Origin of the sequence: Lentibacillus cibarius (assembly GCF_005887555.1) — a bacterium.
GTDB classification, from domain to species: Bacteria; Bacillota; Bacilli; order Bacillales; family Amphibacillaceae; genus Lentibacillus; species Lentibacillus cibarius.
In genome coordinates this window covers 686728-702852 of sequence record NZ_VCIA01000001.1, presented here as the reverse complement: position 1 = coordinate 702852, position 16125 = coordinate 686728, and the positions used below count along the sequence as shown (strand labels likewise).

Below are 16125 nucleotides of genomic sequence, written 5' to 3'. Positions count from 1 at the left end.
TGCCTCCTATTTGGTCGCCTGATCAAGTACGTTCAGGTTGTGTTGCATTAACGATAGATAATTCTCTCCGTCTTTTATATCAGCCTCTGTTAAAACGGAAAGGTTATGAATCGTCAGGGCTTCAGCGCCGATTTCATTTTGAATAATTTCCGATACACGGTCCGAAGTATTTTGCTCAAACAGAACATAATGTCTAGCAGATTGTTTTGCTTGTTCAATAATCTTCACTAATTCTTTCTGAGATGGCTCGTCGTTTGACGATAGGCCGCTGATCGCAATTTGCTCGATACCATAGCGTTGTTCCCAATACGTGTAGGCGGCATGGGAAACGAGTACTTTTTTGTCTGCTTTGGTCGCTATGGTTTTTTGGAATGTTTGATCAAGCGTAAGTAAATCGTTTTTTAGTCTATTAAAGTTGTTTACGAATCGTTTCTTATTTTCTTGGTCTATATCAATCAGCTTGTCTTTGATTATGCTAGCCATGTCAATCATTCTTACTGGATCCAACCAGATATGCGGATTATGATCATGATGATGATGTCCATCGTGGTTAGAAGTATCACCATGAAAGAGCTCTTTATCTTTTCCTATTTCAACTAACTCTAAATCTTGTGATGCCAGTGCATTTGCGGCTGTTTCCGCAAATCCTTCCATTCCGGCACCAAGGAAAATGAATGCGTCACTTCCAGCAATAGCGGTCATCTCCCGGGTTGTCGGTTCGTATGTGTGCGCATCGACTCCTGGGGGATAGATGGTTTCTGCATGGACAGCATCTCCACCAATTCGTTCGACGGCATACTGAATCGGATAAATGGAGGTAAAGATGGTCAATTTGGTATTGTCGTCGGATTCAGAAGCTGTGCATCCTATTGTGATCAGCCCTGTTACGAAAAAAAGTATAATCAGTAAATGCCGTTTCATCGTCGAATTCCTCTCGTTTAATATGGTTACTTCATATTACCGTAATGATTACGATTTGTAAATAGGAATGATTACGATTGGAGGGTATGGTGGGCGGGTACATGAACAATTTACAATATGCTCCACACGGGGACTATATAAATATATATTGGATAGACGAAATTTTTCAAAATATCAACCATACGATAATGAAGAGAGCCGTTAGTATTCGGAATGGGATGTGACAAAGGAAGTATGTTAGAATATGTATACTTGAAAGATGGTCTTCGGCGGAGTTCTTGGGATCGGTGTCATTGTTGATTTAGTGGCGAAGTTTAAAGACAGAAAGATAGAGATTGATGAGGATGGACGGGAAAAAAGTGAGTCGGAAAGAATCTATTCGGAAAGTTTTAAGGACCACATCAAACATGAAATGCGTGACAGACCATTTTAAAAAGAAATCGGCATAGATTGCCGATTTCTTTTAGGCATTAAAATTTCTGCCCGTAGTATTTATCTAGCGAGAATCCGCGCCCCAATACTTCCGAGGCACTAATGAACACGACAAATGCAGTTGGCTCTTCATCTTGCAGTTGTCTTTTCAGTTTCACGGCTTCCTGCTGCTCAGCGACACAGAGGATCATTGTTTTGTCCTGATTGGAATAGCCACCAATTGTTCGTACTTTCGTTAAGCCGCGGTCAATCTGGTTGCTAATAAGGTTGTGGATTTTCTCCTCTTCTTCGGTAATAATCATCATTAATTTGGACGCAGATGTACGTAATTGGACGATATCAATCGTTTTGCTGGTGATATAAATACACATAAGGGCAAACAACGTCAGCTCCAGATTGAAAACGATAATGGAGGAAATAACGACGAATCCATCAACAATCAGCTGGGAATATCCGCTCGACAGCCCAGTGAATTTTTTGACTACTTGAGCGATGGCAGCTGTTCCACCGGTGGAGCCACCGCCTTTGTAGACGGTTCCGAGCCCGATCCCTAAAATAATCCCTCCATAAATCGCGCCTAAAAAAGGATTGGAAACCGTGTAAGGGAACTCGGCTGTCAAATAAATCATGAATGGAACCCAAAATGTCCCGACCAATGTTTTCCAGCTGAAATCCGACCCTAGTGCGATCCACCCAATGACAAAAATGGGCAGATTTATCAGAAACTGTGTCAGGGCAGGGCTTAAGGCGTATACTTCAAATAAAATAGTGCTGACGCCGGAGATGCCTCCCGCAGCTAATTTAGTAGGAAGTAAGAACAGATTATAGGCTAGTGCTACAAGGGTAGCACCGACAATAATCTGGGCGTAGTCTGTGATCCATCTTTTGCTCATATTGTTCAATCCTTTCTATAGACGAGGTACTGCTCAACCCGTCCATTCCGATTCGTGATTTATATGATAATCACGAATCAAGCCGTTTTTATTTTAACGCACTTTATAGCCTCATGAAAGTTTCCCTGGTGCATAATTGAAAAAAGTTTCTTATGTTTATTGCGAAATATCTGAATTTAATCTATAATAAGTCACAGATGGATAGGCAACTATCTCTTATTTTAACGTCAGAAAGTATAAGTGTTGGAAGACCTTATAAGAAAAGCTTCGGCACTCGCTATAAGGCGGAGCGGATGCCGAGCTTTTCTAATATCACCTAAAAATGAATGAGTATTCATTCAAACAAGGGTAGGGGGATAAAAATGAAGCAAACCATCAGGCGCGCCGCAGTACTAGGCTCTGGTGTGATGGGTTCGGGGATTGCAGCCCATCTGGCAAATGTAGGTATACCAACCATGATGCTCGATATCGTACCCAGTGAGTTAACAGAAGAAGAAAAAAAGAAAGGACTGACACTTGAAAATCCGACTGTACGAAATCGCAAGGCTGCTGACAGTAAAAAGGCATTATTAAAGCAAAAGCCATCACCAATCACATCTAAAAAGAGCTTGGACTTAATTGAAGTCGGTAATATGGAAGATGATAAGCAAAAACTTGCGGATGTTGACTGGATTATTGAAGTGGTAGTTGAAAATCTAGAAGTAAAACGGCGGGTTTATGCGGTCGTTGATCAGTTTCGCAGCCAGGGAACGATTGTCAGTTCCAATACATCGGGTATTTCTGTAGAGGACATGGCGGAGGGACGTTCAGAAGATTTTCGCAAACATTTTCTTGGAACACACTTTTTCAATCCGCCACGGTACTTAAAGCTATTAGAAGTCATCCCAACGAAAGCGACGGATTTGGATGTATTAACATTCATGAAGACGTTCGGCGAAGATGTTTTAGGAAAAGGCGTTGTCGAGGCGAAAGATACCCCAAACTTTGTCGCTAATCGGATTGGAACATATGGTTTGATGGTTACAGTGCAGAAAATGTTGAGTGGCGGCTACAGTATCGGTGAAGTTGACTCGGTCACTGGCCCAATGATCGGGCGTCCGAAAAGTGCGACATTCCGGACACTGGATGTTGTAGGGCTCGATACGTTTATTCATGTTGCCAATAACGTGCGTGATCAAGTTGCTGGTGAGGAAAGAGACGTATTTAAAGTGCCGGAATTTATGCTGGAAATGCAGAAAAAAGGATGGCTTGGAGCTAAGCGTGGTCAGGGATTTTTCTTGAAGAAAAAAGGGAAAGATGGCAGCACGATTTATGAACTAAATCCGAAAACATTGGAATATGAGGAACGCAAGAAACTAAAAACAAACGCAACGGAAATGGCGCAGCAGGAGAAAACACTGCACCGGAAATTGAAAGCGCTTGTAAAAGCAAAAGGAGACAGAGCCGGTGACTTGGTATGGGATATTTTGAAACCGACACTGCTTTATTCGGCGGAATTAACCGGCGAAATTGCAGACGATATCGTGGCTATCGATCAGGCGATGAAGTGGGGATTCGGCTGGGAAATTGGTCCGTTTGAAACGTGGGATGCTCTCGGTGTGCGTGAATCGGTTGAGCGTATGCAAGAAGAAGGTGCGACTGTACCGGATTGGGTGCTTCAAATGCTGGAGGGTGGCAAGGAGACCTTCTATAAAACAGAAAATGGCCATGTTTATTTTTACCATGAAGGCACATACAAGCTGCAGCATTTTAACCCAAAAGAAATTAATTTAAAACGATTAAAAGATGAAAAAGGCGTTATTAAAAAGAATACCGGTGCTAGTTTAATAGATTTGGGAGACGGTGTTGCCGGACTGGAATTCCACTCAAAGGGCAATGCAATCGGCCTTGATATCATCAAAATGATAAACGATGCATTAGAAGAAGTAGATAAGAACTACGAAGGCCTTGTCATTGGCAACCAAGGGAAGAATTTCTGTGTTGGCGCTCATCTCGGTATGATGCTGATGGCGGCACAGGATGATGATTTCGTTGAACTGGATATGGTCGTGCGCCAGTTCCAGAACATGGCTATGTCGATTAAATACTCCGAAAAGCCTGTTGTCACTGCACCATTCAATATGACAGTCGGCGGTGGTGCAGAAGTTTCCTTGCCTGCAGCATCCGTTCAGGCATCAGCGGAGACATATATGGGACTCGTGGAATTTGGTGTCGGCCTGATTCCTGGCGGCGGCGGAACGAAAGAGCTTTATTTGAAACAGCTCCGTAACTTACCTAAAGGTGTTGACGTTGATCTCACGAAAGTTGCGAATGATGTTTTTGAAAAGATTGCCATGGCCAAGGTGTCAACATCGGCAGAAGAAGCACGCGAATATGGCTATTTAGACAGCGCCGATGCCATCAGCGTAAATCCGGATCACTTGCTTCATAATGCGAAACAAAAAGTATTGGCACTTGCAAAAACAGGCTATCAAGCACCAAAACGTGAAAAAATCCCAGTTGTTGGGGACGCTGGTTATGCTGCCATGCTGCTCGGGGCAAAGTCTTTGTGGTTCGGCGGATATGCAAGTGATCATGATTTAAAAATTGCGGAAAAGTTGGCATATGTCTTGTCGGGCGGACGGATTAAACAAGGGACGTTGATTGATGAACAAGTAATGCTCGAACTGGAGCGGGAGGCATTCTTAAGTTTAATAGGTGAACCGCTAACCCAGCAGCGTATGCAGCACATGCTCTTAAAAGGAAAACCATTGCGTAATTAATTTCAGGAAGGGGGAGAAATTGTGAAGGAAGCAGTCATTGTTGCAGGTGCAAGAACCCCTGTAGGAAAAGCGAACAAAGGATCACTAGCCAATACAAGACCGGATGATTTGGCTGCACTGACGATACAAGAAACGTTGAAACGTGCAGGGAATTATGATGGGAATATTGATGATGTCATTATCGGTTGTGCAATGCCGGAAGCAGAGCAGGGCATGAATATGGCGCGCAACATTGCAGGGCTTGCTGGACTGTCGAAAGAAGTTCCGGGTATTACTATCAATCGCTACTGTTCATCAGGTTTACAAAGCATTGCATACGCAGCAGAACGCATTATGCTTGGTGCCAGTGATACGATTATAGCCGGTGGTGCGGAATCTATGAGTCTTGTACCGATGGGTGGTCACGTGATCAAGCCAAACCCGACGCTTGTTCAGAATGCTCCTGGTTATTATATGCAAATGGGGCATACGGCGGAGGAGGTAGCCAAACGCTTTGGCATATCACGTGATGAGCAGGATGAATTTGCCGTTCACAGCCATCAGCGTGCCACCAAGGCGCTGGAAGAAAGGAAATTTAAGGATGAAATTGTCCCTGTTGAGGTAACCGAGCGCGTCATCGGTGAAAAAAATAGCGTAGAAGAAAAGTCATTCATGTTTGACATGGATGAAGGGGTGCGGCCGGAAACAACAAAAGACATCCTGGCCAATCTGAAGCCGGCCTTTGCTACCAACGGAACAGTCACTGCCGGCAATTCCTCACAAATGAGCGACGCTGCCGGGACTGTGCTTGTGATGGATCGTGAAAAAGCTGATGCAGAAGGGTTACAGCCGCTTGCTAAATTTCATTCTTTCGCTGTTGCAGGTGTTGAACCGGAAATAATGGGGGTCGGCCCGGTCGCAGCCGTACCGAAAGCAGTGAAGATGGCCGGACTGGAGTTAGGTGATATTGGCTTGTTCGAATTAAATGAAGCGTTTGCTTCCCAGGCTGTCCGTGTTATTCAGGCGTTGGATCTGGATTCGGAAATAGTTAATGTAAACGGTGGAGCCATAGCACTTGGTCACCCGCTTGGCATGACAGGTACAAAATTGACGTTGACGCTCATCCATGAAATGAAACGGCGCGGTGTTCAATATGGTGTGGTCACCATGTGCATCGGCGGTGGTATGGGCGCGGCCGGTGTTTTTGAACTAATGTAAGCTGCAAATCTTGTTGAACCATATATTTGAAGGCGTGAATTAACATGCGCGAATGCAAGGGTTTTATTTCTAAAGGTTGTTGCTTTTGACACAAAGTTCATATAATGCGACGTAAGTGCTAAAGTGTTTTCTATAAGTATGACGACTTTTCAATCAACGTCCGGGATCGCTCCGGGCGGATGCTTTCCGCGGGCACGGCCTCAGCCTCCTCGGAAGAAAACCGCTTCCTGCGGGGTCTTCGGACTCGTGCTTTTCCCGCAGGAGTCACCGCCCTCCGCTTACCCGGACTAGTAAAGTGGCTCTACCCTATTTCTGACACGATACCTACTCCAAACAATAAAAACAGCGGAGGAAATACACGGAGACTCCTGTGGGAGCAAAAGCCTATATGAGACCCCGCAATGCGTAAGCATGAGGAGGCTCATCAGCTGCCCACGGAAAGCGAAGTGTATTTCCGCAGCGGCGTTTTAACACTCATACAAAGGTATGTCGCATCATATATCCACTACGTAAAAAAGCGACAACGATTACAAAAAAAGCCTTTAATAAAAAGCATCGTGAGAAATAGGATGCTCTGGAAAAATTCCAACATGGAAAGGAACGATGTTGATGAGCGAGATGAAAGAAAAGTTGTTTAAAGGTGGGGGATTTCTGGTAGATGACGTGCAAGCGGACGATATAACGACACCAGAGGATTTCACCGAAGAACATCAAATGATCGCCAAAACGACCGACAACTTTGTCGATGGGGAGGTGTTGCCGAAACTTGAACATCTTGAAAATCATGAGTTCGAGTATTCGGTTGAACTTCTGAAGAAAGCTGGCGAACTTGGCTTACTTGGAGCAGACGTTCCGGAAGAATACGGTGGCCTGGGACTCGATAAAGTCAGTTCATCATTAATTACGGAAAAATTTGCACGTGCCGGTGGTTTTTCGGTTACGCATGGGGGGCATGTCGGCATCGGATCATTGCCGATTGTATTTTTCGGCAATGACGAGCAGAAAGGAAAGTATTTGCCAAAGCTAGCAACAGGAGAGATGTTAGCCGCTTATGCACTGACCGAGCCGAGTTCAGGATCGGACGCCTTAAGCGCTAAAACGACAGCTGTATTGAATGACGCAGGGACGCATTATGTGTTGAATGGTGAAAAGCAATGGATTTCCAATTCTGCGTTTGCTGATGTGTTCATTGTCTATGCCAAAATTGACGGTGAGCATTTTTCAGCGTTCATTGTCGAACGTGACTTTCCCGGTGTGTCGACCGGGCCTGAGGAAAAGAAAATGGGGATTAAAAGTTCATCGACCCGCACGCTGATTTTGGAAGATGCGGAAGTTCCGATTGAAAATTTACTCGGTGAAAAAGGAAGAGGCCATAAAATTGCTTTTAATATTTTGAACGTGGGACGCTATAAGCTCGCTATCGGCGGTGTTGGCGGATCCAAGCGTGGAATTGAAGTGGCGACGAAATATGTCAATGAGCGCAAACAGTTTCAAACACCAATATCCGGTTTTTCATTAACGAAGGAAAAGCTAGCAACGATGGCAGCAAGAACCTATGCAAATGAAAGTGCTGTATACCGCACAGTCGGGCTGTTTGAACAGCGACTTGGATCACTGACGAAAGAGCAGTTGAACGACGGCCGGGAAGTGGCAAACGCCATTGCGGAGTATCAGATAGAGTGTTCTATGCATAAATTTTCTGCAACGGAATGTTTGGATTATGTTGTTGATGAAGCCGTCCAGCTACATGGCGGTTATGGTTTCATGGAAGAATATGAAGTAGCTAGAATGTACCGTGATTCACGTATTAACCGGATATTTGAAGGAACAAATGAAATCAACCGTCTGCTTGTCCCTGGAGCATTGATGAAAAAAGCAATGAAAGGGGAATTACCACTACTTGATAAGGCACAGCAGCTACAGGAGGAGCTCATGATGCTGATGCCGGAAGAACCCGGTGATGCACCGCTGGAACAAGAACAGTATTTACTGCAAAACGCGAAAAAAATGGTGCTGCTAGGTGCTGGGATCGCCGCACAGAAATACGGAAAGAAGCTGGAGCAAGAGCAAGAACTTCTCGTTAATCTGGCTGACATGGTCAATGAAGTGTATAACATCGAGTCCGCCATTTTGCGCACGAAAAAAGCGATGAATAAAGATGGTTTGGATAAACACAAGCAAAAGCTGCTTTACACACAAGTGTACGTTCAAGAAGCATTCAACCGAATGGAAGCAGACGCGAAAGAAACGTTGATTGCTGTAGAATCTGGAGACACCTTGCGCATGATGCTGTCATCATTACGAAAGCTTACGCGTCACACACCAATCGATGTGGTCGCCAAAAAAAGGGAAATTGCTGCAACTATTATCGAGAAAGAGAAGTACGTTATATAGCACACTAAAGAAATGCCAGGCGGCTAAGTCTGGCTTTCCAATCGATAAAACCAAATGCCTTTTCTCAGTCCGTTTGCTATAATGAAGGTAATCAATGAGAAAAGGTGGGGAGCGTATGCCATTAACTTTTTACTGGTACCCGAAATGCGGTACGTGCCAAAAGGCGAAAAAATGGCTTGATGAACACGAAATTGGTTATACAAGTGTACATATTGTCGAAGAAACACCGACAAAAGAAGAACTACTTGACCTTATTGCAAAAAGCGGATTGTTCGCCAAGAAGTTTTTCAATACGAGTGGCAAAAGCTATCGTGAACACAATATCAAGGATCAGATTAAAGATGCAAGTACCGAAGAAATGGCGGCATTACTTGCGTCAGACGGGATGTTGATTAAACGTCCGCTTGTGACCGATGGAAAAGATGTAACGGTCGGATTCAAGGAAGAGACGTTCGTGGAAAAATGGTTGGGAAAATAATAAATAATGCTAGAAAAAAATCTAATAACCTAGTATGCTTAAAGTGATAATTGTAATAATGACAATGGAGGGATATGCATGAGCCTGCCGAAAGATTTGTTGTATACAGAAGAACATGAATGGATTAAAAAAGAAGATGGGAAAGTACGAATCGGCATAACCGATTTTGCCCAGGACGAACTTGGTGATATCGTATTTGTCGAGCTACCTGAAGTGGGTGACGAAATCCAAGCTGACGAACCTTTTGGTAGCGTGGAATCCGTTAAGACGGTATCTGAGTTATACGCACCAATAAATGGAAAAGTAGTCGAAATCAATGATGAATTGGAAGATAGTCCTGAATTTGTTAATGAGTCACCGTATGAAAAAGCTTGGATGATCGTTGTTGAACCGGCCGATGAAGCAGAACTTGATCAACTGTTGTCTGCCGAACAATACGAAGATACGATCAAAGCGGATTAATTTTATTTTGCTGATGTATGACTGGCTTGCTGTCACTAATGCAAGTCAGTTTTTTTATAACTCACGAAATTATAGACGAGGTAAGCCCAGCCCTGAGTTTTTCTAACAATTAACCCCTGAACAATCATAGGAAAAGCTGGATTGGACATAAGAATAGTAAAAACAGGAAAACGCATCCAATAAGTGTAACCTCTTTAAGAAAAGTTTCCTTTAAGTAAGGAGTGCAATACGAATGACACATGACAGCGAAAAAGTTATTATAGTGGAAGGATTAACGGACAAGCAGCAAATCAAAAAAGTACTTACCGATGATGCAGAAATTGTTTGTACAAATGGGACACTAAGTGTTGAAAAGCTTGATGAACTCCTTGACACACATGATTTGGATAATCGGGATGTTTATATTCTCGTTGATGAGGATGATTCAGGCAATAAAATCCGTCGGCAGCTGACACACGAGCTTCCCCATGCTAGGCATATTCATGTGAATAGTGAGTTCCGGGAAGTGGCGGCAACCCCTGTTCAACTATTGGCCGAAGCACTTGTGGGAGAAGAGATTGCAGTTAATCCTATATTTTTAGCTTAGGGTGATTCGATTGCAACAGATGAAGGACATCGATTTGCAGAAAGAGCATTACATTTTATACATCTATACACCAATGTGTGGCACGTGTGCATTGGCAAGAACCATGCTAGACAAAATTGAATCGGTTCACCGGGAAACGATCTTTTATGAAATGAATGCATCACTAAATCCCAATTTCATGCATGAAAATAAGATAGAAAGTGTACCATGTTTATTGATTAAGGACGAAAATGAAGTGAAGGAAAAGGTGTACGCTTTCCATTCTATACCTAATATTTACAGTTATTTAATGAAATATAAACCTGAATTATTTGTGAATAACGATTAATTTCACCTTGCTTTTATCAAGCAAGAAGTCATGACTGTTGTTAATAGGTTTGTATTCAAATTTTGCCGAATCAGCAGTATGTGGCAGGTAATAGCGGCAACTTGTGTTTTATAAAAGCTAATTGCTGTTCACTGTTTCATACGAAGTACATTCCACTTTGAAGTGGCTAAAAACGTTTTGCGGCGGATACATCCCTTGTGGTATTCTTATTATCGTAAACAATTTGAAAGGGATGGTTCACTATTAATAGTGGAATTAAGATGGCCTACACACCGGAGATGGAAAAGGCCATGCAGCAGTCACACCAAATGGGTTATGCAGAGTATGAACGAAAGCTGGAGAAACGCATTGCCGTTGAAAAACGACGGCAGCATGAATACCAGCAGTGTAAACAGATGATAGCCGAAATTGATAGTAATATTCATTCATGATACAGAAAGCCGGCACCTCTAAGGGGGTGCCGGCTTTTAATTATACAACAGTCTCGTATGAAAAGGTGCTTGCCGTTAACTTTTTACTGCAGGCAGGACTATCACATTCGAAAGACGAATAATTATAGCAGGTTTTACATATGTACAAATTGCAATTGATTGGAGGAACATTCGATGAAATTATTAAGTTATCAACTAAAAAAAAGTGCTGCATCACCAAGAGTTGGGTTCATGCTGCATGATAAAATTGTCGACATGCAGGAAGCCTGGTGCTTGTGGCGGCGTTCCAGACAGGAAAATGACTTGGCAGATGCTGCGGAACAATTTTTCCCATCCGATCCGACCCGTTTTTATGCTGCAGGGGATTTTGTTATTAGCCAGGCGAAAGAAGCAGCTGCGTTCGTCCAGACGACCAATATGGAAGATAGCTGTTTCAGTCGTGAAAATGTTCATTTATTGACTCCAGTTCCCGAGCCGTCCAAGATTATTTGCATTGGAAAAAATTATGCTGAGCATGCCGCTGAAATGAAAAGTGACGTTCCCGATTATCCCGTGTTATTTGCGAAATTCGCCAATTGCCTGATTGGGCCCGAAGATGCGATTGAAAAATCACCTAAAACGTGCAAGTTGGATTATGAAGTCGAGCTTACCGCAGTCATTGGAAAAGTGGCATCGCAAGTGAGGCGAGAAAACGCACTTGATTATATTGCCGGTTATACAATTGGTAATGACACTTCTGCCCGTGACTTACAAAAACGCACTCCACAATGGTTACAGGGGAAAACGCTAGATCGCAGTACACCGGTTGGACCATGGATTGTGACAGCTGACGAGGTCGGTGATCCAGGTAACTTAAAGATTCAGTCGCTGGTAAACGGAAATGTGCGTCAATCTTCCTCAACCAGTAAATTGATCTTTGATGTTCCGTTTCTGATTGCGTTTATTTCTGGGCTAATAACCTTAAAGCCTGGAGATCTTATTATGACTGGTACCCCACACGGTGTGGCTATGGGGATGGATTCACCTCTGTATTTGCGTGATGGTGACGTGGTGACCATGGAAATCGAAAATATTGGTCGGTTGGAAAACAACGTGATAGATTGACAAGTTTTTTCACATTACCTGCTTTCGAAAAAAATAAAAAAATTTTCATTTTGTTATTGAATTTATATACAAAGTAGTGCATAATAATACAACAACAGGTTATTTATATAATTCGTTCACATATCTGAATAGTTTTGTAATTTTGGTTACCAATACTGAATTATATAAGAAGGGGCAGGTGGTGTGAGTTGGGACCCGCAGTCAAACAGGCAAGTGTTCACCAACAGCTTAAAGGTAAGAATTTTCTTACTATTAGTGACTTTAACAGTGAAGAATTGGTATATCTTCTTAACTTAGCTGATGAGATGAAAACAATGCGAAAAGCAGGGATTAATGAGCAGCCTTTAAAAGGAAAAACGCTGGGTATGGTGTTCGAAAAACCATCGACAAGGACACGTATTTCTTTTGAGACAGGTATTTTCCAGCTGGGGGGTGCAGGTATATTTCTTAATGCAAACGATCTCCAGCTAGGCAGGGGGGAAAGTCTTTCCGATACGGCTAACGTTTTATCTAGGTATATTGATGGCATCATGATTCGCGCGTATACACATGAATCGGTTGAAGCATTAGCCGCACATGCAAACGTCCCGGTCATAAATGGGCTTACAGATAAATATCATCCCTGCCAGGTGCTAGCGGATTTGCAGACTATTCGTGAAGTGAAAGGCGACTGGAAGAATGTCAAACTCGCCCATATTGGTGATGGAAATAATGTGTCGCACTCATTGCTGATTGGTGCTGCAATGACTGGTATGTCAATTAGTGTTGCTACACCGGAAGGATATGAACCAGATGCTGAAATCGTTCAAAACGCTGCTAAAATTGCTGCCAAAACGGGAGCCCGCATTGAATTGACGACGGACCCACAGCAAGCCGTACAGCAGGCTGATGTCATTTATACAGATGTCTGGGCAAGCATGGGGCAGGAAAAAGAACAATCAGCTCGTGAAAAAGTGTTTGCCGAGTTCCAGGTGAATAAGTCACTGTGTACGTTTGCAAAAAAGGATGCCGTTTTTATGCACTGTCTTCCCGCACATAGGGGGCAAGAGGTAACGTCAGATGTCATTGATGGTAAACAATCGATTGTTTTTCAGCAGGCAGAAAACAGACTGCATGCCCAAAAAGCTCTAATGACTGCATTAATGGGCTGACGACATACGGAATAAGTACAGGATACAAATGAGAGGAGAATTCATAATGGAAAAGAAAAAAATTGTGCTTGCATACTCTGGGGGGCTTGACACATCTGTTGCTGTCAACTGGCTTCAGGATCAGTATAACTATGACGTGATTGCTGTGGCGCTGGATGTTGGAGAAGGAAAGGATTTGGAGTCGGTTAAGGAAAAGGCACTTCAGGTTGGTGCAATCAAATCATATGTGGTGGATGCCAAATCATTGTTTGCGGATGAATATGTGTTGCCAGCACTCAAAGCAAACCTATTGTATGAAGGGAAGTATCCATTAATATCGGCACTGTCCAGACCGTTGATTGCCAAAATTCTTGTGGATATCGCTGCAAAAGAGGGTGCAGAAGCTGTCGCGCATGGTTGTACTGGAAAGGGGAACGATCAAGTCAGATTTGATGTTGCTTTTTCCGGACTAAATCCCGAGTTGGATGTTGTGGCACCAGTAAGGGAATGGTCCATGTCCAGGGAAGAGGAGATTTCCTTTGCCAAGGCGCATAATATTTCGATTCCGGTAAACGTAGACAGTCCATACAGCATTGACCAAAATCTGTGGGGACGCAGCAATGAATGTGGTATTCTTGAGAATCCATGGATAGAGCCGCCAACAGACGCATACGAACTAACGAACGATCCGCTTCAAGCTCCGGATGAACCGGAAGTTGTCGAGATAACTTTTGAGCAAGGTAAGCCTGTTTCACTGAATGGCAGTGAATTCCCACTCGCGGAATTGATAACGGAATTAAATGGGATTGCTGGTAAACACGGTGTTGGACGTATTGACCATGTGGAAAACCGTCTTGTGGGTATTAAATCAAGGGAAATTTATGAGGCGCCGGCAGCAGCAGTTCTACTAGCAGCTCATCAGGAATTAGAGTCATTGACACTAACACGTGAAACAGCCCATTTTAAACCGGTCGTTGAGCAGAAGTTTGCACAAATGGTTTATGATGGCTTATGGTATTCTCCTTTAACGAATGCGCTCAGAGCATTTATTGAAGAGACACAGCAATATGTGACTGGTACCGTTAAAATGAAATTATTTAAAGGTCACGCTTATGTAATTGGCCGCCAATCCGCTCAGTCACTTTATGACTTCGATTTGGCAACGTATAATGCAGATGATGCGTTTGATCACGAAGCAGCCACTGGTTTTATTAAGTTGTGGGGATTACCGACAAAAGTTCACTCCTCTGTTAACGAGTCAGGTAGCAACGAGAAGACCGAGACCGAACTTAAAACAGATATGTCAGTAAAGGAAACATTAAAACAATGAAACTATGGGGTGGAAGATTCACAAAACCGACGAACCAGTTAGTGGAAACGTACACGGCATCTATCCAGTTTGATAAAAAGTTGGCGACATATGATATCCAGGGGAGCTTAGCGCATGTCAAGATGCTGAAGGCCTGTGAAATCATACCTGCGCAGGATGCTGATAGAATTGCAGACGGTCTGAAATTGGTCGCGGACAGAATCGACAATGGTGAAGCGGCATTGCTCGAGGAACATGAAGATATTCATATGAACGTTGAAAAACTCCTTATGGATGAAATCGGTCCTGTCGCGGGTAAGTTGCACACTGGACGGAGTAGGAATGACCAAGTAGCACTTGACATGCGTTTATATTTAAGGGATACCGTTATGGAAATCATTCAGTTGCTGACTAATGTTCAAACTTCCCTTTATCAGCAAGCGCAAAACAATCAGGATACCATACTGCCTGGATATACGCATTTGCGCGGGCTCAGCCTGTTCTGTTTGCGCACCACATGCTCGCCTATGTCTTTATGTTCCAGCGCGATGTGGAACGGCTGCAGGACTCTTTCAAGCGAATCAATAAATTACCGCTGGGCGCAGGGGCGCTGGCAGGGACCACATTTCCAATTGACCGGGAGTATGTTCAAAAACAGTTGGACTTCGGCGGTGTTTGTGAGAACAGTCTGGATGCCGTTAGCGATCGTGATTTTGTAGTGGAATTCTTATCACACGCATCAATGATTGCTATGCATTTATCTCGGATGTCAGAAGAATTGGTGCAGTGGTCCAGTGCCGAATTTGATTTTATTGAACTTGATGATGCATTCTGTACCGGAAGCAGCATGATGCCGCAGAAAAAAAACCCGGATGTTCCGGAACTTGTTCGCGGTAAGACAGGACGTGTTTATGGTCATCTTTCCGGGATGCTTACAATGCTGAAGGGGCTCCCGCTTGCGTACAACAAAGATATGCAGGAAGATAAAGAAGGAATGTTTGATGCAGCCGAAACATTAAAGGGAGCGCTTGGACTATTCGCGCCAATGATTGAAACGATGCACGTGAAAAAAGAATCAATGTACCAAGCAGTTAGACAGGACTACTCGAATGCGACTGATCTTGCAGATTATCTGACAAATAAAGGGATGACGTTTAGACAGTCCCATGAAACAGTAGGTAGCATCGTCCTATACTGCATTCAACATGACAAATATTTGCTTGATTTGTCATTTGAAGAATTCCAGTCATTTTCGGATGTGATTGATTCAGATATTTTTGAAGTGCTGGATCCTGAAACCGTAGTGAACACCCGTCATTCAACAGGCGGAACCGCCAAGATAAGTGTACAGGAACAGCTGGAAAAAGCTGCTGGCATATTGAAGGGGAATCATACATTGTTCGAAGCGCAACCAAATTAGACGAAATTCCCCACGGCGATTCATGTTCTGTGGGGATTTCTATGTACTACGTTTTTTCCCATGCAAACCGCTTCAGTCAATTATATCTTTTTCAACTCCACTTGAATAAACTGCTTTCGCATATTAGTGTGTATATTAACCCCTAGTAAATGCTAATAGGTGATGAAAGATCAGTAATTTTTTGGGGTAAACAACCTCTCACAGTTGATAATACATTTGAAATGATTTAAGATTATAATGAGAATAAATTGAGAATGGGCTTTGGTCCATTTTATGCA

At 43.3% G+C, this 16125-nt stretch carries 14 protein-coding genes and 1 pseudogene; 13 read left to right on the top strand and 2 right to left on the bottom strand.

From position 1 onward, the window contains the following. Nucleotides 1–6: 6 nt before the first annotated feature. Nucleotides 7–921, bottom strand: a complete 915-nt coding sequence (locus FFL34_RS03555; RefSeq protein ID WP_138601541.1) for a metal ABC transporter solute-binding protein, Zn/Mn family — start codon at nucleotides 919–921, stop codon at nucleotides 7–9. Between the two features lie 259 nt (nucleotides 922–1180). Between FFL34_RS03555 and FFL34_RS18135 the strand changes: the two genes are divergently transcribed. Continuing rightward, nucleotides 1181–1354, top strand: coding sequence for a hypothetical protein (locus tag FFL34_RS18135; RefSeq protein WP_171046252.1), 174 nt, complete (start codon nucleotides 1181–1183; stop codon nucleotides 1352–1354). 37 nt (nucleotides 1355–1391) lie between these two features. Here FFL34_RS18135 and FFL34_RS03550 read toward each other — a convergent pair whose 3' ends face one another. Next, the gene (locus tag FFL34_RS03550; protein ID WP_138601538.1) at nucleotides 1392–2246 is read right to left on the bottom strand and encodes a YitT family protein; all 855 of its coding nucleotides are present in this window, start codon (nucleotides 2244–2246) and stop codon (nucleotides 1392–1394) included. Between the two features lie 362 nt (nucleotides 2247–2608). On the opposite strand from FFL34_RS03550, the gene FFL34_RS03545 reads away from it, so the two are divergent. The 12 genes and pseudogenes from FFL34_RS03545 (at nucleotide 2609) to argH (ending at nucleotide 15847) form a co-directional block, all read left to right on the top strand. Beyond that, nucleotides 2609–5008, top strand: coding sequence for a 3-hydroxyacyl-CoA dehydrogenase/enoyl-CoA hydratase family protein (locus FFL34_RS03545; RefSeq protein ID WP_138601535.1), 2400 nt, complete (start codon nucleotides 2609–2611; stop codon nucleotides 5006–5008). Nucleotides 5009–5029: 21 nt separating this feature from the next. Continuing rightward, a complete protein-coding gene (locus FFL34_RS03540; protein ID WP_138601532.1) occupies nucleotides 5030–6205 on the top strand; it encodes an acetyl-CoA C-acetyltransferase in 1176 nt (391 codons plus the stop codon). Nucleotides 6206–6814: 609 nt separating this feature from the next. Further along, nucleotides 6815–8599, top strand: coding sequence for an acyl-CoA dehydrogenase family protein (locus FFL34_RS03535; RefSeq protein ID WP_138601529.1), 1785 nt, complete (start codon nucleotides 6815–6817; stop codon nucleotides 8597–8599). 115 nt (nucleotides 8600–8714) lie between these two features. Then, a complete protein-coding gene (locus FFL34_RS03530; RefSeq protein ID WP_138601526.1) occupies nucleotides 8715–9077 on the top strand; it encodes an arsenate reductase family protein in 363 nt (120 codons plus the stop codon). A gap of 78 nt (nucleotides 9078–9155) precedes the next feature. Continuing rightward, a complete protein-coding gene (gcvH, locus tag FFL34_RS03525) occupies nucleotides 9156–9539 on the top strand; it encodes a glycine cleavage system protein GcvH (protein WP_138601523.1) in 384 nt (127 codons plus the stop codon). Nucleotides 9540–9771: 232 nt separating this feature from the next. After that, nucleotides 9772–10125 carry a toprim domain-containing protein gene (locus FFL34_RS03520; RefSeq protein WP_138601520.1) on the top strand — a complete coding sequence of 118 codons (354 nt, stop codon included), beginning with the start codon at nucleotides 9772–9774 and terminating at the stop codon, nucleotides 10123–10125. Nucleotides 10126–10144: 19 nt separating this feature from the next. Continuing rightward, nucleotides 10145–10453 (top strand): thioredoxin family protein, encoded by a 309-nt coding sequence (locus FFL34_RS03515; protein WP_138604656.1) that lies wholly within the window; start codon nucleotides 10145–10147, stop codon nucleotides 10451–10453. Between the two features lie 260 nt (nucleotides 10454–10713). Then, nucleotides 10714–10884: a hypothetical protein gene (locus tag FFL34_RS18130; RefSeq protein WP_171046251.1), complete on the top strand. Its 171-nt coding sequence runs from the start codon at nucleotides 10714–10716 to the stop codon at nucleotides 10882–10884. A gap of 174 nt (nucleotides 10885–11058) precedes the next feature. Further along, on the top strand, nucleotides 11059–11988 hold the full coding sequence (locus FFL34_RS03510; RefSeq protein WP_138601517.1) for a fumarylacetoacetate hydrolase family protein: 930 nt from the start codon (nucleotides 11059–11061) through the stop codon (nucleotides 11986–11988). Nucleotides 11989–12176: 188 nt separating this feature from the next. Further along, nucleotides 12177–13139 carry an ornithine carbamoyltransferase gene (argF, locus tag FFL34_RS03505; protein WP_138601514.1) on the top strand — a complete coding sequence of 321 codons (963 nt, stop codon included), beginning with the start codon at nucleotides 12177–12179 and terminating at the stop codon, nucleotides 13137–13139. 46 nt (nucleotides 13140–13185) lie between these two features. Continuing rightward, entirely contained in the window at nucleotides 13186–14448 is a 1263-nt protein-coding gene (locus FFL34_RS03500) for an argininosuccinate synthase (protein ID WP_138601511.1), read from the top strand. Continuing rightward, nucleotides 14445–15847, top strand: a pseudogene (gene argH, locus FFL34_RS03495) (argininosuccinate lyase). The gene FFL34_RS03500 and the pseudogene argH overlap by 4 nt, the downstream one beginning before the upstream one ends. The last annotated feature ends 278 nt before the right edge of the window (nucleotides 15848–16125 follow it).

Bases quoted from the DNA above. Each gene is read 5' to 3' on its own strand.
- FFL34_RS03555 (WP_138601541.1), bottom strand. From the start codon at position 921: ATGAAACGGCATTTACTGATTATACTTTTTTTCGTAACAGGGCTGATC.
- FFL34_RS18135 (WP_171046252.1), top strand. From the start codon at position 1,181: ATGGTCTTCGGCGGAGTTCTTGGGATCGGTGTCATTGTTGATTTAGTG.
- FFL34_RS03550 (WP_138601538.1), bottom strand. From the start codon at position 2,246: ATGAGCAAAAGATGGATCACAGACTACGCCCAGATTATTGTCGGTGCT.
- FFL34_RS03545 (WP_138601535.1), top strand. From the start codon at position 2,609: ATGAAGCAAACCATCAGGCGCGCCGCAGTACTAGGCTCTGGTGTGATG.
- FFL34_RS03535 (WP_138601529.1), top strand. From the start codon at position 6,815: ATGAGCGAGATGAAAGAAAAGTTGTTTAAAGGTGGGGGATTTCTGGTA.
- FFL34_RS03530 (WP_138601526.1), top strand. From the start codon at position 8,715: ATGCCATTAACTTTTTACTGGTACCCGAAATGCGGTACGTGCCAAAAG.
- gcvH (WP_138601523.1), top strand. From the start codon at position 9,156: ATGAGCCTGCCGAAAGATTTGTTGTATACAGAAGAACATGAATGGATT.
- FFL34_RS03520 (WP_138601520.1), top strand. From the start codon at position 9,772: ATGACACATGACAGCGAAAAAGTTATTATAGTGGAAGGATTAACGGAC.
- FFL34_RS03515 (WP_138604656.1), top strand. From the start codon at position 10,145: ATGAAGGACATCGATTTGCAGAAAGAGCATTACATTTTATACATCTAT.
- FFL34_RS18130 (WP_171046251.1), top strand. From the start codon at position 10,714: ATGGCCTACACACCGGAGATGGAAAAGGCCATGCAGCAGTCACACCAA.
- FFL34_RS03510 (WP_138601517.1), top strand. From the start codon at position 11,059: ATGAAATTATTAAGTTATCAACTAAAAAAAAGTGCTGCATCACCAAGA.
- FFL34_RS03500 (WP_138601511.1), top strand. From the start codon at position 13,186: ATGGAAAAGAAAAAAATTGTGCTTGCATACTCTGGGGGGCTTGACACA.